This is a genomic window from Burkholderia sp. Ed8, from assembly GCF_040761425.1.
In the GTDB taxonomy this organism is placed as follows: Bacteria; Pseudomonadota; Gammaproteobacteria; order Burkholderiales; family Burkholderiaceae; genus Burkholderia; species Burkholderia seminalis.
Map to the genome: position 1 here is coordinate 754,336 of NZ_CP142889.1, position 15,468 is coordinate 769,803.

At 67.9% G+C, this 15,468-nt stretch carries 15 protein-coding genes; 9 read left to right on the forward strand and 6 right to left on the reverse strand.

Annotated elements, in window-relative coordinates; all coding sequences use genetic code 11:
• Positions 1 to 12 precede the first annotated feature (12 nt).
• Positions 13 to 1,332, forward strand: coding sequence for an MFS transporter (locus VXM69_RS37610; protein ID WP_124670040.1), 1,320 nt, complete (start codon positions 13 to 15; stop codon positions 1,330 to 1,332).
• A gap of 146 nt (positions 1,333 to 1,478) precedes the next feature.
• Here VXM69_RS37610 and VXM69_RS37615 read toward each other — a convergent pair whose 3' ends face one another.
• Positions 1,479 to 2,168, reverse strand: coding sequence for a TetR/AcrR family transcriptional regulator (locus VXM69_RS37615; RefSeq protein ID WP_034191900.1), 690 nt, complete (start codon positions 2,166 to 2,168; stop codon positions 1,479 to 1,481).
• Between the two features lie 53 nt (positions 2,169 to 2,221).
• On the opposite strand from VXM69_RS37615, the gene shc reads away from it, so the two are divergent.
• Positions 2,222 to 4,261, forward strand: a complete 2,040-nt coding sequence (gene shc, locus VXM69_RS37620) for a squalene--hopene cyclase (RefSeq protein WP_367190497.1) — start codon at positions 2,222 to 2,224, stop codon at positions 4,259 to 4,261.
• A 49-nt stretch (positions 4,262 to 4,310) separates the two neighbouring features.
• Here shc and VXM69_RS37625 read toward each other — a convergent pair whose 3' ends face one another.
• Entirely contained in the window at positions 4,311 to 5,225 is a 915-nt protein-coding gene (locus VXM69_RS37625) for a LysR substrate-binding domain-containing protein (RefSeq protein ID WP_124670041.1), read from the reverse strand.
• Positions 5,226 to 5,374: 149 nt separating this feature from the next.
• Between VXM69_RS37625 and VXM69_RS37630 the strand changes: the two genes are divergently transcribed.
• The 5 genes from VXM69_RS37630 (at position 5,375) to VXM69_RS37650 (ending at position 10,127) form a co-directional block, all read left to right on the forward strand.
• Positions 5,375 to 6,499, forward strand: coding sequence for an FAD-binding oxidoreductase (locus tag VXM69_RS37630; RefSeq protein ID WP_124670042.1), 1,125 nt, complete (start codon positions 5,375 to 5,377; stop codon positions 6,497 to 6,499).
• Positions 6,492 to 6,791 (forward strand): (2Fe-2S)-binding protein, encoded by a 300-nt coding sequence (locus VXM69_RS37635; RefSeq protein WP_034191904.1) that lies wholly within the window; start codon positions 6,492 to 6,494, stop codon positions 6,789 to 6,791. The genes VXM69_RS37630 and VXM69_RS37635 overlap by 8 nt, the downstream gene beginning before the upstream one ends.
• Positions 6,788 to 8,224 carry an NAD(P)/FAD-dependent oxidoreductase gene (locus VXM69_RS37640; protein ID WP_367190498.1) on the forward strand — a complete coding sequence of 479 codons (1,437 nt, stop codon included), beginning with the start codon at positions 6,788 to 6,790 and terminating at the stop codon, positions 8,222 to 8,224. Before VXM69_RS37635 ends, VXM69_RS37640 begins: the two co-directional genes overlap by 4 nt.
• Before the next feature lie 40 nt (positions 8,225 to 8,264).
• Positions 8,265 to 9,047: an ABC transporter substrate-binding protein gene (locus VXM69_RS37645; protein ID WP_034191906.1), complete on the forward strand. Its 783-nt coding sequence runs from the start codon at positions 8,265 to 8,267 to the stop codon at positions 9,045 to 9,047.
• 168 nt (positions 9,048 to 9,215) lie between these two features.
• Positions 9,216 to 10,127 carry a LysR family transcriptional regulator gene (locus VXM69_RS37650; RefSeq protein WP_367190499.1) on the forward strand — a complete coding sequence of 304 codons (912 nt, stop codon included), beginning with the start codon at positions 9,216 to 9,218 and terminating at the stop codon, positions 10,125 to 10,127.
• 99 nt (positions 10,128 to 10,226) lie between these two features.
• On the opposite strand, the gene VXM69_RS37655 is transcribed toward VXM69_RS37650, so the two are convergent.
• Positions 10,227 to 10,643 carry an SRPBCC family protein gene (locus tag VXM69_RS37655; protein ID WP_034192033.1) on the reverse strand — a complete coding sequence of 139 codons (417 nt, stop codon included), beginning with the start codon at positions 10,641 to 10,643 and terminating at the stop codon, positions 10,227 to 10,229.
• A 17-nt stretch (positions 10,644 to 10,660) separates the two neighbouring features.
• Positions 10,661 to 11,680, reverse strand: a complete 1,020-nt coding sequence (locus tag VXM69_RS37660) for an aldo/keto reductase (RefSeq protein ID WP_367190500.1) — start codon at positions 11,678 to 11,680, stop codon at positions 10,661 to 10,663.
• 319 nt (positions 11,681 to 11,999) lie between these two features.
• Between VXM69_RS37660 and VXM69_RS37665 the strand changes: the two genes are divergently transcribed.
• Complete coding sequence (locus VXM69_RS37665; RefSeq protein WP_185732844.1) at positions 12,000 to 12,323, forward strand: DUF4148 domain-containing protein; 324 nt, start codon at positions 12,000 to 12,002, stop codon at positions 12,321 to 12,323.
• A gap of 144 nt (positions 12,324 to 12,467) precedes the next feature.
• On the opposite strand, the gene VXM69_RS37670 is transcribed toward VXM69_RS37665, so the two are convergent.
• Together VXM69_RS37670 and VXM69_RS37675 are read right to left on the reverse strand one after the other, a co-directional pair.
• Positions 12,468 to 13,124 carry an ankyrin repeat domain-containing protein gene (locus VXM69_RS37670; protein WP_367190797.1) on the reverse strand — a complete coding sequence of 219 codons (657 nt, stop codon included), beginning with the start codon at positions 13,122 to 13,124 and terminating at the stop codon, positions 12,468 to 12,470.
• Positions 13,125 to 13,172: 48 nt separating this feature from the next.
• On the reverse strand, positions 13,173 to 14,027 hold the full coding sequence (locus tag VXM69_RS37675) for a helix-turn-helix transcriptional regulator (RefSeq protein WP_175026846.1): 855 nt from the start codon (positions 14,025 to 14,027) through the stop codon (positions 13,173 to 13,175).
• 271 nt (positions 14,028 to 14,298) lie between these two features.
• Between VXM69_RS37675 and VXM69_RS37680 the strand changes: the two genes are divergently transcribed.
• Positions 14,299 to 15,417, forward strand: a complete 1,119-nt coding sequence (locus tag VXM69_RS37680; protein ID WP_069704892.1) for a polyamine ABC transporter substrate-binding protein — start codon at positions 14,299 to 14,301, stop codon at positions 15,415 to 15,417.
• Positions 15,418 to 15,468 lie beyond the last annotated feature (51 nt).

The following is a 15,468-nucleotide window of genomic DNA, read 5'->3' on the forward strand; positions in this document are numbered from 1 at the left end:
GCAGGAGACGCAATGAACCGTACCGAACCGATCGCCGCGACACCCGGCGTTTCGCCCACGACAAGGGCCGCCGCCGTGTTGCGTGTGACGAGCGGCAATTTCATCGAACAGTTCGATTTCTTTCTGTTCGGCTTCTACGCGACGTCGATCTCGAAGATCTTCTTCCCGTCCACCAGCGAGTTCGCGTCGCTGATGCTCACCTTCGCGGTGTTCGGCGCGGGCTTTCTGATGCGTCCGCTCGGTGCGATCTTTCTCGGCGCGTACATCGACAAGGTCGGACGGCGCACCGGGCTGATCGTTACGCTGTCGATCATGGCGAGCGGCACCATTCTGATCGCCTGCGTGCCCGGGTACGCGACCATCGGCCTGCTCGCGCCGGCGCTCGTGCTGCTCGGGCGTCTGTTGCAGGGCTTTTCGGCAGGCGCCGAACTCGGCGGCGTATCCGTCTATCTCGCGGAAATGGCGACGCCCGGCAACAAAGGGTTCTACACGAGCTGGCAGTCGGCGAGCCAGCAGGTGGCCATCGTCGTGGCGGCGGCCATCGGTTACAGCCTGAACGCGTGGTTGTCCGCACAGCAAATCGCCGCATGGGGCTGGCGCGTGCCGTTCTTTATCGGTTGCGCGATCGTGCCGTTCCTGTTCGTGTTGCGCCGCTCGCTGCAGGAGACCGCGGCGTTCGAAGCGCGGCGGCATCATCCGCAGGCACGCGACATTTTCGCGATGCTGCTCGCCAACTGGCGCACCGTGATCGGCGGCATGCTGCTGACCGCCATGACCACCACCACCTTCTATCTCATCACGGTCTATACGCCGACCTTCGGCAAGTCGGTACTGAAGCTGTCCACCTCCGACAGCTTGATGGTGACGCTGCTCGTGGCTGCATCGAATTTCATCTGGCTTCCGATCGGCGGCACGATCTCCGACCGCATCGGCCGCAAGCCGGTGCTGCTCGCCATTTCCGTGCTGGCGATCCTCACGGCTTATCCGGCGTTGTCCTGGCTTGCCGATGCGCCGAGCTTTGCGCGCATGCTGATCGTGCTGCTGTGGTTCTCGTTCTTCTTCGGCATGTATAACGGCGCGATGGTCGCCGCGCTCACCGAAGTGATGCCGGTCGAAGTGCGCGTCGCGGGTTTCTCGCTGGCGTTCAGTCTCGCGACGGCGCTGTTCGGCGGCGCTACGCCGGCGGTATCGACGTATCTGATTCAGGTCCTGCACGACAAGGCCGCACCCGGCTACTGGCTGAGCTTCGCCGCGCTCTGCGGCTTGTGCGCGACGCTCGGGCTGTACCGTCGCCGCGCGGACGGCAACGCGTCGGCGGCATCGTCGGCCTGACAGCGATTGCATCGGCGCGTGCCGGTCACCCCGGCTTCGCGCCGGGCTTTCGTTTTTCCAGCGGCGGCAAGAACGGGCGACGCGCGCCCGCTTGCCGTTGGAGCGGCATGTCCGGGCGCGGGCAAGCCGGTGTGATACAGGTTGCTTCAGCCGCCGTTGGGAAACACGCCCCTGCTCATCGCATCGAGCTGGCGCACGATCTCCGCGCGCAGTTCGGCCGATACCTCGACGCTGTCCAGCAATTCCGAAATCCACAGCCCGTCGGCCGCGAGCCGGCAGATCATCAGTGTCGCAGCCTGCTCGAGCGGCACCGGATCGGGCCGCGTCCATTCGCGCATCGGCACCGACCATCGTTCGCGCGTGTCCTGCTCGGTAATCATCGACGCGACCAGCACGCGCAGCACGTCGGTACTCGCGGCCGGATTGGCCGCATCGAGCACCGCATGCAGATAAGCGCGCGCCGCCGCGCCGTCGCCGCTCGGATCCGCCGCCATGCGCGCGTCCATCTGCGCGCCGAACCGCGCGGTCGCCTGGCCGAACAACGCATCGAGCAGCCCCTGCTTGTTCGCGAAGTGATATTGCAACGCGCCTTTCGTCACGCCGGCACGCTCGGCCACCGCATCGAGCGTCAACGCGGCCACGCCGTGATGTGTCGCGATTTCCGATGCGGCCGCCAGCAATTGCGCGCGCACCTGATCCGGCGCTTTTTTTCGCCGCACGCCGGCGGCGACGGCGGCGGGCGCTGACGATCCTTCAGACGCCCGCACACCGGCCGTTCCAGCCGGTTCGACGGGCGCGGACACATCGTGCGGCGCGGGTTCGAGACGTTTTTTCATGGTGCGGATGGTAGCACCCGGGTGTCTCGATATAAACATTCCGGCTGGATGGTATGATCCGTCGCATGAACAAAACCGCCCCCTCTTCCTGGTCCGCGCTCGACACCGCGATCGCCCGTGGACGCGATGCGCTCGCGCGCCTTCAGCAGCCCGACGGCAGCTGGTGTTTCGAACTCGAATCCGACGCGACGATCACCGCGGAATACATCCTGATGATGCATTTCATGGACAAGATCGACGACGACCGCCAGGAGAGGATGGCGCGTTACCTGCGCGCGAACCAGCGGCTCGACACGCATGGCGCCTGGGCACTGTACGTCGACGGCGCGCCGGACGTGTCGTGCAGCGTGAAGGCGTATTTCGCGCTGAAGGCGGCCGGCGACAGCGAACACGCACCGCACATGATCCGTGCGCGCGAGGCAATCCTGACGCTCGGCGGCGCGGCGCGCGCGAACGTGTTCACGCGCATCCTGCTCGCGACGTTCGGCCAGGTGCCGTGGCGCGCGGCGCCGTTCATGCCGATCGAATTCGTGCTGTTCCCGAAGTGGGTGCCGATCTCGATGTACAAGGTCGCATACTGGGCGCGCACGACGATGGTGCCGCTGCTCGTGCTGTGCTCGCTGAAGGCCCGCGCGCGCAATCCGCGCAACATCTCGATCCGCGAGCTGTTCGTCACGCCGCCGGACGAGGAGCGCCGGTACTTCCCGCCCGCGAGCGGCATGCGCAAGGTATTCCTCGCGCTCGACCGCACGGTCCGCCATGTCGAGCCGCTGATGCCGAAGCGCCTGCGGCAGCGCGCGATCCGGCACGCGGAAGCCTGGTGCGCGGAACGGATGAACGGCGAGGACGGGCTCGGCGGCATCTTCCCGCCGATCGTGTACAGCTACCAGATGATGCAGGTGCTCGGCTACCCGGACGACCATCCGCTGCGGCGCGATTGCGAACACGCGCTGGAAAAGCTGCTGGTCACGCGGCCGGACGGCAGCATGTATTGCCAGCCGTGCCTGTCGCCGGTGTGGGACACCGCGTGGAGCACGATGGCGCTCGAACAGGCACGCGGCGTCGCCGTGCCGGACGCCGGCGAGACGGCGTCGGGCGCGCTGCGCGAACTCGACGCACGCATCGCACGCGCGTACGACTGGCTGGCCGAGCGTCAGGTCGACGACCTGCGCGGCGACTGGATCGAGAACGCGCCGGCCGATGTCGAACCGGGCGGCTGGGCATTCCAGTACGCGAACCCGTACTACCCCGACATCGACGACACGGCGGTCGTCACCGCGATGCTCGATCGCCGCGGCCGCACGCACCGCAACGCGGACGGCACGAACCCGCACGCGTCGCGCGTCGCACGCGCGCTCGACTGGATGCGCGGGCTGCAATCGCGCAACGGCGGCTTCGCGGCATTCGACGCCGACTGCGACCGCATGTACCTGAACGCGATCCCGTTCGCCGATCACGGCGCGCTGCTCGATCCGCCGACCGAGGACGTGTCGGGCCGCGTGCTGCTGTGCTTCGGCGTGACGAACCGCCCGGAAGAACGCGCGTCGCGCGCGCGCTGCATCGACTACGTGAAGCGCACGCAGCAACCCGACGGCAGCTGGTGGGGCCGCTGGGGCACGAACTACATCTACGGCACGTGGAGCGTGCTGGCCGGCCTCGCGCTCGCCGGCGAGGACAAGTCGCAGCCGTATATCGCACGCGCGATCGACTGGCTGCGCGCCCGGCAGCATGCGGACGGCGGCTGGGGCGAGACCAACGACAGCTATCTCGACCCGAAGCTGGGCGGCACGAACGGCGGCGAAAGCACGTCGAACTTCACCGCGTGGGCGCTGCTCGCGCAGATGGCGTTCGGCGACCACGAATCCGATTCGGTGAAACGCGGCATCGCGTACCTGCTGTCGGTGCAACAGGACGACGGCTTCTGGTGGCACCGCTCGCACAATGCGCCGGGTTTCCCGCGCATCTTCTACCTGAAGTATCACGGCTATACCGCGTACTTCCCGCTGTGGGCCCTCGCGCGTTACCGGCGGCTGGCGGGCGCCGCCGCCCCGGCTCGCGCCGCGGCGGAAGCCACCGACACGGCAATCGCTTGAACGATCACGCGCCGCGGTGCCCCGGGGTACCCGGCGCGGTCGTGACGGATCATCCTCCGCCCCGCTCCCGCATCCTGACGAACGCGTCGCGCAGATCCGCGCAGAACGCGTCGCCGACCATCGACAGCGGCTGCGACGCAGACGTCACCAGATAGAAGTGATCGGGCACGGCCGGCTCGAACGGCTTGACCGCCACGCGCCGGCCCGCGTACGCGGCCGTCACCGGATCGATCAGCGCGACGCCCGCGCCGTTCGCGACGAACGCGACGATCGTCTGCGACAGTTGCGCCTCGATCGACAGCACGCGCGGCACGCCGGCCTCGACGAACACGCGGTCGATCGCGCTGCGCGCCTCGAAGCTCGGCGGAAACGAGATGAACGATTCGTCGCGCAGGTCGGCCGGCTGCACGATGCGCTTGCGCGCGAGCCGGTGCCCGCGCGGCACGATGCAGCACATCGCGCTTTCCGCGAGCCGCTCGCCGCGCACGGCCGGATGCGGGACGGGTTCGGCGATCAGCCCGACATCGCACTGCCCTGACGCAACCTTGTCGACGACCGTGGATGCGCTGTGCGCGAGCAGCGTGACGTCGACGCCCGGATGCGCGTGCGAGAAACGCGTGACGAGCGCCGGCAGCAGGTCGAGCGCGACGGCCGGCGAGCCCGCCACGCGCAGCGTGCCGCGCCGCATCGCGCGGATCTGTTCGGCGGCCTGCGCGACGCGATCGAGCCCGACGAACGCGCGCTCGACCTCCTCGTACAGCACGCGCGCCTGCGCGGTCGGCGTGAACCGCCCCTGCTGCCGCTCGAACAACACGAAGCCGATCCGGTCCTCGAGATCGGCGATCAGCCGGCTCACGGCCGGCTGCGAGATATGGAGATCGCGTGCGGCGCGCGTGACGGTATGGCGCTGCATCACCGCACGGAACGCTTCGATCTGACGGATTCTCAGCGATGGCGTGGTCATAACACTGGATTATGGAGCATTGATCAAGCTGTATTGGACAGTGCATTTTGCCTGCCCGAACATCGGTTCCACAACGTATTGAACGCAGGGAGCCGCGCCGTCATGGGATATAACACGGAACCGTCTTGCCCACGACACCGGAGCCGCGCATGACCGTGCGCCGCTTCGACGTCGTGGTGGCCGGCGGCGGCCTCGTCGGCATGGCCATCGCGTGGGGCGTCGCGCGTCTCGGCAAGCGCGTCGCGGTCTGCGACGGCGACGACATCGCGTTTCGCGCGTCGCGCGGCAATTTCGGGCTCGTGTGGGTACAGGGCAAAGGCGGCCGTTGCCTGCCGTATGCGCGCTGGTCGCGCGAATCGTCCGAGCGCTGGCACGCGTTCGCCGCGCAGTTGCAGCGCGCAACGGGCGTGAACTGCGGTTTCGAACGCCCTGGCGGCATCGAGCTGTTCGAGCATCGCGCCGAGCTCGACAGCGCAACGACTCTGCTCGAATCGCTGCACCGGCAGGAAGCGGCGCTGTCGTACGAAGTGCTCGATCCGGCGGCGCTGCGCCGGCGCATCCCATCGGCATCGCGAGCGCTGGCCGGCGCGCTGTGGTCGCCGAACGACGGCCACGCGAATCCGCTCTACACGCTGCGCGCGATGCTGCAGGCATTCCAGCAGTGCGGCGGCGTCTATCTGCCGCGCAGCGAAGTCACCGAGATCCGCCCGCGCGCCGGGCGTTTCGAGATCGACACGCGCGACGCGCGGCTCGACGCCGGGCGCGTGGTGCTCGCGGCCGGCCTCGACAATGCACGGCTCGCGCCGATGGTCGACCTGCTCGCGCCGATCGCGCCGTTGCGCGGCCAGATCATGGTCACCGAGCGCCTCGCCCCGTTTCTCGACTACCCGACGCTCGTCGTCCGTCAAACGCCGGAAGGCACGGTGCTGCTCGGTGACTCGGCCGAAGACGTCGGCTTCGACGACGGCCAGACGCGCCCCGCGATGGTCGACATCGCACGCCGCGCGCGCACCGCGTTCCCGGCGCTCGTGCATGCGCGCATCGTGCGCGCGTGGGGCGCGCTGCGCATCATGACGCCCGACGGGCTGCCCGTCTACGAGGCGTCGGCCACGCATCCCGGCGCGTTCATCGCGATCTGCCACAGCGGCGTGACGCTCGCGGCGGCCCACGCCGATCTCGTCGCGCCGTGGATCGCGGGCGGCGCCGCGCCGGCCGACCTGTCCGCCTTTACCACCGCGCGCTTCGCCGCGCCCACGGAAGTCCGGCATGTTTGAATCCCTCATTCCCGCCGCCGCGACGGTCGAACGCGTGCGCATCCATATCGACGGCACGCCGCACGAGGTGCCTGCGCACTACAGCGTCGCGGCCGCGCTGCTCGCCACCGGTCCGGCCGCGTGCCGCGCGAGCGCCGTGAGCGGCGCGCCGCGCGGCCCGTTCTGCATGATGGGCGTGTGCTTCGACTGTCTCGTCGAAGTCGATGGCGTACCCAACGTGCAAGGCTGCATGACACCCGTGTCCGACGGCATGCAGGTGCGCGCGATGCACGGCAAGGCGAGGCTCGCATGACGCGCCGCCAGTGCGACCTGCTGATCGTCGGCGCCGGGCCGGCCGGGATGGCGGCGGCTGCCGCCGCGCGCTCGGCCGGACTGTCGGTCGTCGTCGCGGACGAAGGCCGCGCGCCCGGCGGCCAGATCTACCGCAACGTGGCCGATGCGCCGGCGCCGCTCGCGCAATGGCTCGGCACCGACTACACGGCCGGCCGGCCGCTCGTCGACGACCTGCTCGCGAGCGGCGCGCATTACCTGCCGCGCAGCGTCGTCTGGCAGGTCGCGTTCGAACCTGAACCCGTCGCGATGCTCACGCAAGGCGGCCCGTCCGGCGGCACGCTCGAAGTCGGCGCGCGCGCCGTGCTGATCGCGACCGGCGCGCAGGAGCGCCCGTGGCCGGTGCGCGGCTGGACGCTGCCCGGCGTGATGGGCGTCGGCGCCGCGCAGACGCTGCTGAAATCGTCGGGCCTCGCGCCGTCGGCCGACGCCGTGCTCGCGGGCAGCGGCCCGCTGCTGTGGCTGTTCGCCGCGCAATTGCTGAATGCGGGGCGGCGCGTGCGTGCGCTGATCGACACGACACCGCGCGACGCCTGGCGTCGTGCGCTCCCGCATGCGCTGCCGGCGCTGCGCGGCGCCGACTATCTGCTCAAGGGCTGGCGCATGCTGCGCGCGGTACGCCACGCAGGGATTCCCGTCTATCGCGGTGCGACCGATATCGGCATCGACGGCGACGAGCGCGCCGAACGCATTCGCTTTCGCGATGCTCGAGGCGTCGTGCACATGCTCGACACGTCGCTCGTGCTGCTGCATCAGGGCGTCGTTCCGTCGACGCAGCTCGCGCGCGCGCTCGGGTGCGCACACGAATGGGACGAACGGTCGGCATGCTGGCGGCCGCAATGCGACGCGCGCGGCCGCAGCAGCGTGCCGCACGTCTGGATCGCGGGCGACGGCGCGGGCATCGGCGGCGCGCGAGCGGCGGCACTCGCCGGCGAAGTGGCGGCGCTCGACATCGCCGCGGAACTCGGCACGCTCGACGCGCAGCGGCAGGCCGCACGCGAGCGCCCGGTACTGCGTGCGCTGCATCGTCATCTCGCGGTGCGCCCGCTGCTCGATGCGCTGTACACGCCGCCCGCCGCGCTGCGCCGCCCCGACGACGACACGATCGTGTGCCGCTGCGAGGAGATCACGGCCGGCGAGATCCGCCAGCTCGCCGCGCTTGGTTGCCAGGGACCGAACCAGATGAAGGCATTCACGCGCTGCGGCATGGGCCCATGCCAGGGCCGCTGGTGCGGCACGACGGTCGGCGAGCTGATCGCCGAGGTGCAGCGGCGCAGCGTCGGCGACGTCGGTTACTACCGGATCCGCGCACCGATCAAGCCCGTCACCGTCGGCGAGATGGCCGACGCCCTCGAACTGTCGAACGATTTCCAGCGCGGCGATTTCCCGAGCTGATGCGCATGCCTACTCTTCCTCACACGAACGGAGCCTGACCATGAAGACGCGCCTCACGATTCTCCTTTCCGCCGCCGCGATGGCCTTCGCGTCGCTGGCGTCGGCGAAGGAATGGACGACCATCCGCATCGGTGTCGACCCGACCTACCCGCCGTTCGAATCGACCGCGACCGACGGCAGCGTGCAAGGCTTCGACATCGATCTCGGCAACGCGCTGTGCGCGAAGCTGAAGGCGAAATGCGTGTGGGTGTCGAGCAGTTTCGACGGGCTGATTCCGGGGCTGCAGGCGCGCAAGTTCGACGTGATCCTGTCGTCGATGGCCGCGACCGAACAGCGGCGCCAGCAGATCGACTTCACCGACCGCCTGTACCGCAACCAGACGCGGCTGATCGCGCGCACCGGCTCGGGGCTGTTGCCGGACGCGGCGAAGCTCGCCGGCAAGCGCGTCGCGGTCGAACAGGGCACGATCCAGGAAACCTATGCGCGAGAGAAGTGGGCGGCCGCGAAGGTCGAGGTCGTCCCGTATCCGAGCTACGACCAGGCGTATGCGGACCTCGTCACCGGGCGCGTCGACGGCGTGCTGATGGATGCCGTGCAAGGCCAGCTCGGGTTCCTGTCGACGCCGCGCGGCAAGGGCTTCTCGTTCGCCGGCGGCGTCGTGTACGACCCGAAGATCATGGGCAACGGCGACGCGGCCGGCGTGCGCAAGGCCGACGGCGACCTGCGCGACGCACTCAATCGCGCGATCGCGCAGATCCGCAGCGACGGCACCTACAACACGATCCAGTCGAAGTATTTCGATTTCGACCTGTACGGAAATTGACGAGGCGCGCCGGCGGCGCCGCGCATGCGACGCCTGACGCGCGATCGGCGGCATGTCGTCGAGGCTCGCACGCCTCCCCGGGTTTGAAGGAAATTGCATCCGGCCAGGTTGCACGAATAAGTCCACCAGGGACATAATTACAAACACTTGAGTCCCTGAAGGTCTTATATGCTCGACATCCGCCAGCTTCAGTATTTCATCGCGGTCGCGGAAGAAGAACACGTCGGCCGCGCGGCCGAGCGCCTGCACATTTCGCAATCGCCGCTCAGCCGCCAGATCGCGCAGCTCGAGGAAAAGCTCGGCCTGACGCTGTTCGAACGCAGCCAGCAGCGCATTCGTCTGACGCGCGACGGGCGCACGTTCCTCAGCGAAACGCATGCGTTCCTGCGCCATGCGAACCGGCTCGAATCGCTCGCGCGCCGGCTCGGCCGCGGCGACGAAGGCGGCCTGTGCATCGGTTACCTCGAAACGGCCACGCACTCGGGCGTGCTGCCGCGCGCGCTGAAGACGCTGCGCGCCGATCGTCCCGCCGTTCATCTCGCCTTGTACAACTATCAGTCCGCCGCGCAGCTCGAAGGCTTGCGCGAGCGCAGCCTCGACATCGCGCTCGTCACCGAGCCGCCCGCGCCCGACGATCCCGAACTCGACTCGACGATGGTACTGAACGATCCGATGCTGCTCGCGATGCCCGACGGGCACCCGCTCGTGAAGAAGAAGGCGCTCGTCGCCGGCGATCTCGCCGCCCAGGCGTGGATCGGCGTGACGCAGCAGGAAAGCGCGCCGCGTCACGGCGCGTTCGTCGCGGCCTGTGCAAGGGCCGGCTTCTCGCCGGACATTTCGGTGGAAGCGACCGAGCCGCTCGCGGCGCTCGGCCTGGTTGCCGCCGGGCTCGGCGTGACGATGATCCAGCAGAGCCTGCGACACCAGGTACCGGAAGGCGTCGTGTTGCGCGAGCTGCCGTGGTTCAGCTACCGCACGCCGCTGTGGGCCGCGTGGCACAAGGTCAACCTGCGGCCGCTGGTCGGCATCTTCCGCGAGATCCTGACCGGCGAGGACGTCGTCGCGGCGGTTGAGAAATAAGACCGGCACCCCGCGTGCAGGTGGCGGGCGCGCACCTGCTTCGCATACCGAACGGCATGGACGCGCCCCCGCCTTCACACACGATGCGACGCACTGCCGTCAGTCCGCCGCGAACCGCTTCGCCAGTTCCGCGAGGCCGTCTTCGTAGATCCCGCGGAACAGCCGGATGGTCTCGTCGTCGGTCGCGCCGCGTGGCGTAAACGTGCCCGACCACTCGACGGTCGACGCGTTCGATCCGTTTTCGCGCACGCGCAGCGTGGCGCGATAGTTCACGACCGGGAACGGCGCTTCGAGGATCGCGTACGTGTAGCTGCGTGCCGCTTCGTCGAACGCGACCAGCCGCTCGACGATCGTCTCGCCGACCGGGTTCGCGAGACGCCTCACGCGCCCGCCTTCGCCCAGCTCGCTGGCAGGAATGTACGACAGCCAGTCGGGCAGCGACCCGAAGCCGCCGATCAGTTGCCAGACGGTTCCGGCCGAAGCCGGGAGTTCGATGCTTGCATTTGCCTGTGCCACGTCATCACCCGTCAGGATCAACGACCGGTCGGTAGCGGCGCATTGGCCGCGATCAGGCCTTGTTCACGCATGTCACGCCAGAAATCGGCCGGAATCGCCACGTTCAGCGCAGCCTGGTCTTCCGCGATCCGCTCCGGACGGCTCGCGCCCGGGATCACCGCGACGGTGGCCGGATGCGACATCGAGAACTGCAGCGCGGCGGCCTTGATCGGCACGTCGTGGCGCGCGGCGATCGCCTTGATCCGCTCGACCTTCGCGAGGATTGCCGGCGAAGCCTTCTGGTATTCGAAGTGCGTGCCGCCTGCGAGCACGCCCGAGCTGTACGGGCCGCCGACGACGATCCCGACGTTCTGCGCGGCAGCCGCCGGCATCACGCGTTGCAGCGCACGTTCGTGATCGAGCAGCGTGTAGCGGCCGGCCAGCAGCATGCCGTCCGGTTGCGGTTCGGCGAGGGCGAGCACCAGCTCGATCGGTTCGACGCGGTTCACGCCGAGGCCCCATGCGTCGATCACGCCTTCTTCGCGCAGCTTGCTCAGCACGCGGAATGCGCCCTTGCGCGCGACCTCGAATTGCGCGAGCCATTCATCGCCGTAGAAGTCCTGGGCGATGTCGTGCACCCAGACGATGTCGAGGCGGTCGGTACGCAGGCGCTTCAGGCTGTCCTCGATCGAACGCAGCGTCGCGTCAGCCGTGTAGTCGTTGACGATGCGGTTCGGCCGGCCGTGTTCGAACAGGCCGCCCTTTTCGCCGAGATCGCGCGCCGACACGTCTTCGATTTCATCGAGGATCACGCGGCCGACCTTCGTGCTCAATACGTATTCGTCACGCGCTTGGTTCGCCAGCGCGTCGCCGAGGCGGATTTCCGCGAGACCGGCGCCGTAGAACGGTGCCGAATCGAAATATCGGATGCCGTGTTGCCATGCCGCTTCGACGGTGGCCGCGGCTTCCGCGTCGGGAATGTTGCGGAACATGTTGCCGAGCGGGGCAGTACCGAAACCAAGGATCTTGTTGCCGGGCAGCTTGTCTTCGAGACTCATGATTTTCTCCAGGGAGTATGGGAAAGCGAGTTCAGTCTAGGGACGCCGGTTAAGTCTGTCCAAGACGGAATTCGACACACTTGAGTCCCACGAGGTCTGATCGACCTGTTTGATGCGCGTACCGATGTGCCTCCCCGCCCCCGTTCCGGCGAAACGCTTGACCGGCAAGGCCGTCGACCGAATTCGCTCCCGATTCGTGATTCCAGCTCAAAAATCAATTGGGCCGGAGGCCGTTTTTCCCGGGCGTGGCGATACCTATATTGGCTGCACTCGCAACGACATCGATGTGGTTGCGGTTCACCCAACCTGACAGGGACCCATGATGAAAACGCTGATTTCCTCCACGCTTGCCGCACTGATCCTTTCCGCACCCGTGCTGTCGTTCGCGCAACAGGCCGACCGCCCGCTGACCCGCGCCGACGTGAAGGCCGAAATGGCCCGCCTCGCGGCCGTCGGCTACACCCCGGCGCTGGACCACAACCGGTATCCGGTCGCGATCCTCGCCGCCGAAAAGCGCGTGCGTGAAAATACCGTCGCACCGGAAGCCGACCAAGCGGGCTACGGCAGCGAAGCCCGCACCACCGGCGAATCCGGCCGCGCGACGACGATCGACAGCCGCCACTCGATCTATCGCGGACATTGAGCCGCGGCGGCGCGCAGGAGAGCACGCCTCTCGACACGCGCAACGGTTCGCCCCTCCCCTGCGCCTTGCCGGCCCGAATCGCCCGAACAGGCATTCGGGCCGCCCGTCATTCGGGTTTCGAGCGCGACGGGACGATCGGCCGCGTCAGACGAACCCTTCTTCGACCAGCGTGCAGCCATGCGCGGTGATCTCGTGTCGCTGGCCCGACCCGCCGACCACGCGGCTCCAGCTCTCCGACACGAGCACGGTCGTCTCGCCGTCCGTGCGCAACGCATAACCGAAGCCGCCGTACATGCCCGGCACGGCGAACCACGTGTTTCCGGCCTGCGCGTCGAGTTCGAGCAACGGTTCGAGTTCGGGCAGGCGCAGTGCGTCGACGCGCAGGTGAGCGATGCGGCCGAGAATCATCTTGTGGAAACGGCGCTGGATGGCGCGCAGCGTATCGTCGGGCACGAAGCGCTGCGGCTGCGGCGTCAGCAACTCGACCAGGTGCCGACGCCCGAACCGCGTGGCGATGTCGACCGCACGCTCGCGTCGTGCATCGCGCAGCATGCGCGATGCACCGAGGCGCAGCAGCTCGGCAACGACCGTTCGCGGCGCGCCGCCGAAAGCGGCCTGATGCAGCGGCGTGTAAAACGACGTGCCGCCGAGCCGCGTCGCATTGATGAGGTCGGCCTGGCGTGCCACGAAGTCGAGCACCGTCGCCCATTCGCCGCTGCGCGCCGCGTCGGCCAATGCGTGCCGGCTTTCGACCTGCGCGTCACCGAGCACATCGGCGCTCGTGATTCCATCCCAGACCATGCTCAACGAGCGCTCCTTGCGTATCGCGGGTGCGTCACGGCGGCGCCGTCACGCGTCGCTCCTGCGCGCCGCCGACGACGCGTCGAGCGCATCGTGATCGACCAGCAGGTTCAGCAGCTGGCGCCGCGATTCGATGCCGAGCTTCGCGAACGCGCGCCGCGCGTAGGTGTCGATCGACGAAGGACGAATGCCGAGTTCGTGCGCGATATCCTGCGTCTTCCGGCCGCGAATGAGGCGGGCACACACTTCCGACTCGCGCGACGTCAGCTTCTCGAACACGTCGTGCAGTCGCTGCGTGACGACGCCCTCGCGCGCACGCGCCGCGCCTGCATCCGCCGGCCGGTCGCCGACGATGCGTCGATGCGCGACCGCCAGCGGCAACACGATCAGCGCGACATGCCGGACGATGCTCAGCTCCTTCAGCGAAAACGGCGGCAGCCGGCGCGCGCGGCATACCGACAGCGCGTAGGTCAGCTCGTCCACGCGATACGTGACCACGCATTCGTCGTGAATGTCCTCGGTATCGTAAAACGCGCGCCGGATCTCCGGGTTCAGCCGCAGCGTCGACAACTGCAGCAACTGCGTATCACGCTCGCCGCGGATGCAGTCGAAGGTCGTGTCGATCCGCGCGAAATCGCGGTAATAGCGCGTCATCGTGCGCTCGATCTGGTCCGGATACGTGCCGTAGCTGCCGATCCAGCCGACGCGCCGCTCGAGCAGCGACTCGTCCTCGTAATCCAGATGAATGGAATCGCAATCGACGATGCGCGTGAGGTTCTCGAACACGACCGCGACGAAATCCGGCGAGCCGATCGCGCCGGCCACGGCCGACAGCGCGTCGGACAGGAACACGAGCTGGTTCAACTGGATATCGGTCGCCGCGGCGGTGTCATGGTCGGTCATACGATGCATGGGAGAAGGAGACGACCACCGTTACCACGCCAAAAGTGCGTTGCCAATTCCCTCGCGCCGGGTTCCGGTGCACGCGGCCGCCCGGCTGTACGGATTTCATGGACAGACATCCGGCCGGCCGCCCCCTACAGTCGTCTCCGATATCCGGCGAGGCCCGTCGGCGCGTTCGCGGTTCGAAGCGAACCGGCGCGCGCCTCGCCGACCGTCCCGCGGCGCGCATGCGCCACGCAGTGCGCCGCCCTCGTTCCGAAAGGGAGTGACCATGATCGTCCGCGTTTTTCGTCTCGCCTTCCCCGTTGCAATCGCGACCGTTGCGTGCTTCGCGCCGCTGTCGGTGTCGCCGGCCCGCGCGGCCGACGCCGAACTGAACGTCTACAACTGGTCCGAGTACATTGCGAAGACGACGATCCCGGACTTCCAGAAACAAACGGGCGTGCACGTGCGCTACGACGTCTACGACAGCGACGACACGCTGCAGTCGAAGCTGCTGGCCGGCAGTTCGGGCTACGACATCGTCGTGCCGACGTCGAACTACATGGCCAAGCAGGTCCAGGCCGGCGTGTACCAGAAGCTCGACAAGACGAAGCTGCCGAATCTCGCGAACCTCGATCCAGCGCTGATGAAGAAGATCGCCGAATCGGACCCGGGCAACCAGTACGGTGTGCCGTGGGCCTACGGCACCGACGGCGTCGGCTACAACGTGCAGGCGGTCAGGAAGGCACTCGGCGACGGTGCGCCGCTCGACAGCTGGGCGCTGGTGTTCGATCCGGCCAACGTGTCGAAGCTGAAAAGCTGCGGCGTGTCGTTCCTCGATGCGCCGGACGACGTGTTTGCGGCCGCGCTCCAGTATCTCGGCAAGGACCCGAACAGCAAGAACCCGGCCGACTATCACGCGGCGTTCGACATGCTGAAGAAGGTGCGCCCCTACATCACGCAGTTCAACTCGTCGGGCTACAACAACGACCTCGCGAACAACGACGTCTGCGTCGTGCTCGGCTGGTCGGGCGACGTCAGCGTCGCGCGCCGCGAAGCGGCCGCGGCGAAACGCGGCTACGAGATCCGCTACGCGAACCCGAAGGAAGGCGGCATCCTGTGGTTCGACGTGATGGCGATTCCGAAGGATGCGCCGCATCCGGAGGCCGCGCTGCAATGGATCAACTACATCCAGGACCCGAAGGTCAACGCGGACATCACCAACGAGATCTACTACCCGAGCGCCAACCGGGCGGCCCGTCAGTACGTGACGCCGGCCGTCGCGCACGACCCGAACGTGTACCTGTCCGCCGACGTGCTCGACAGGATGACGCTCTCGAAGCCGCGTTCGGCCGACATCGCGCGCCTCGAGAACCGCCTGTGGCAGCAACTGAAAACCGGCAACTGACGCAACCGCCCGCAAGTATGAAATCATGCGAACGCGCCGACGGCGCGTTCA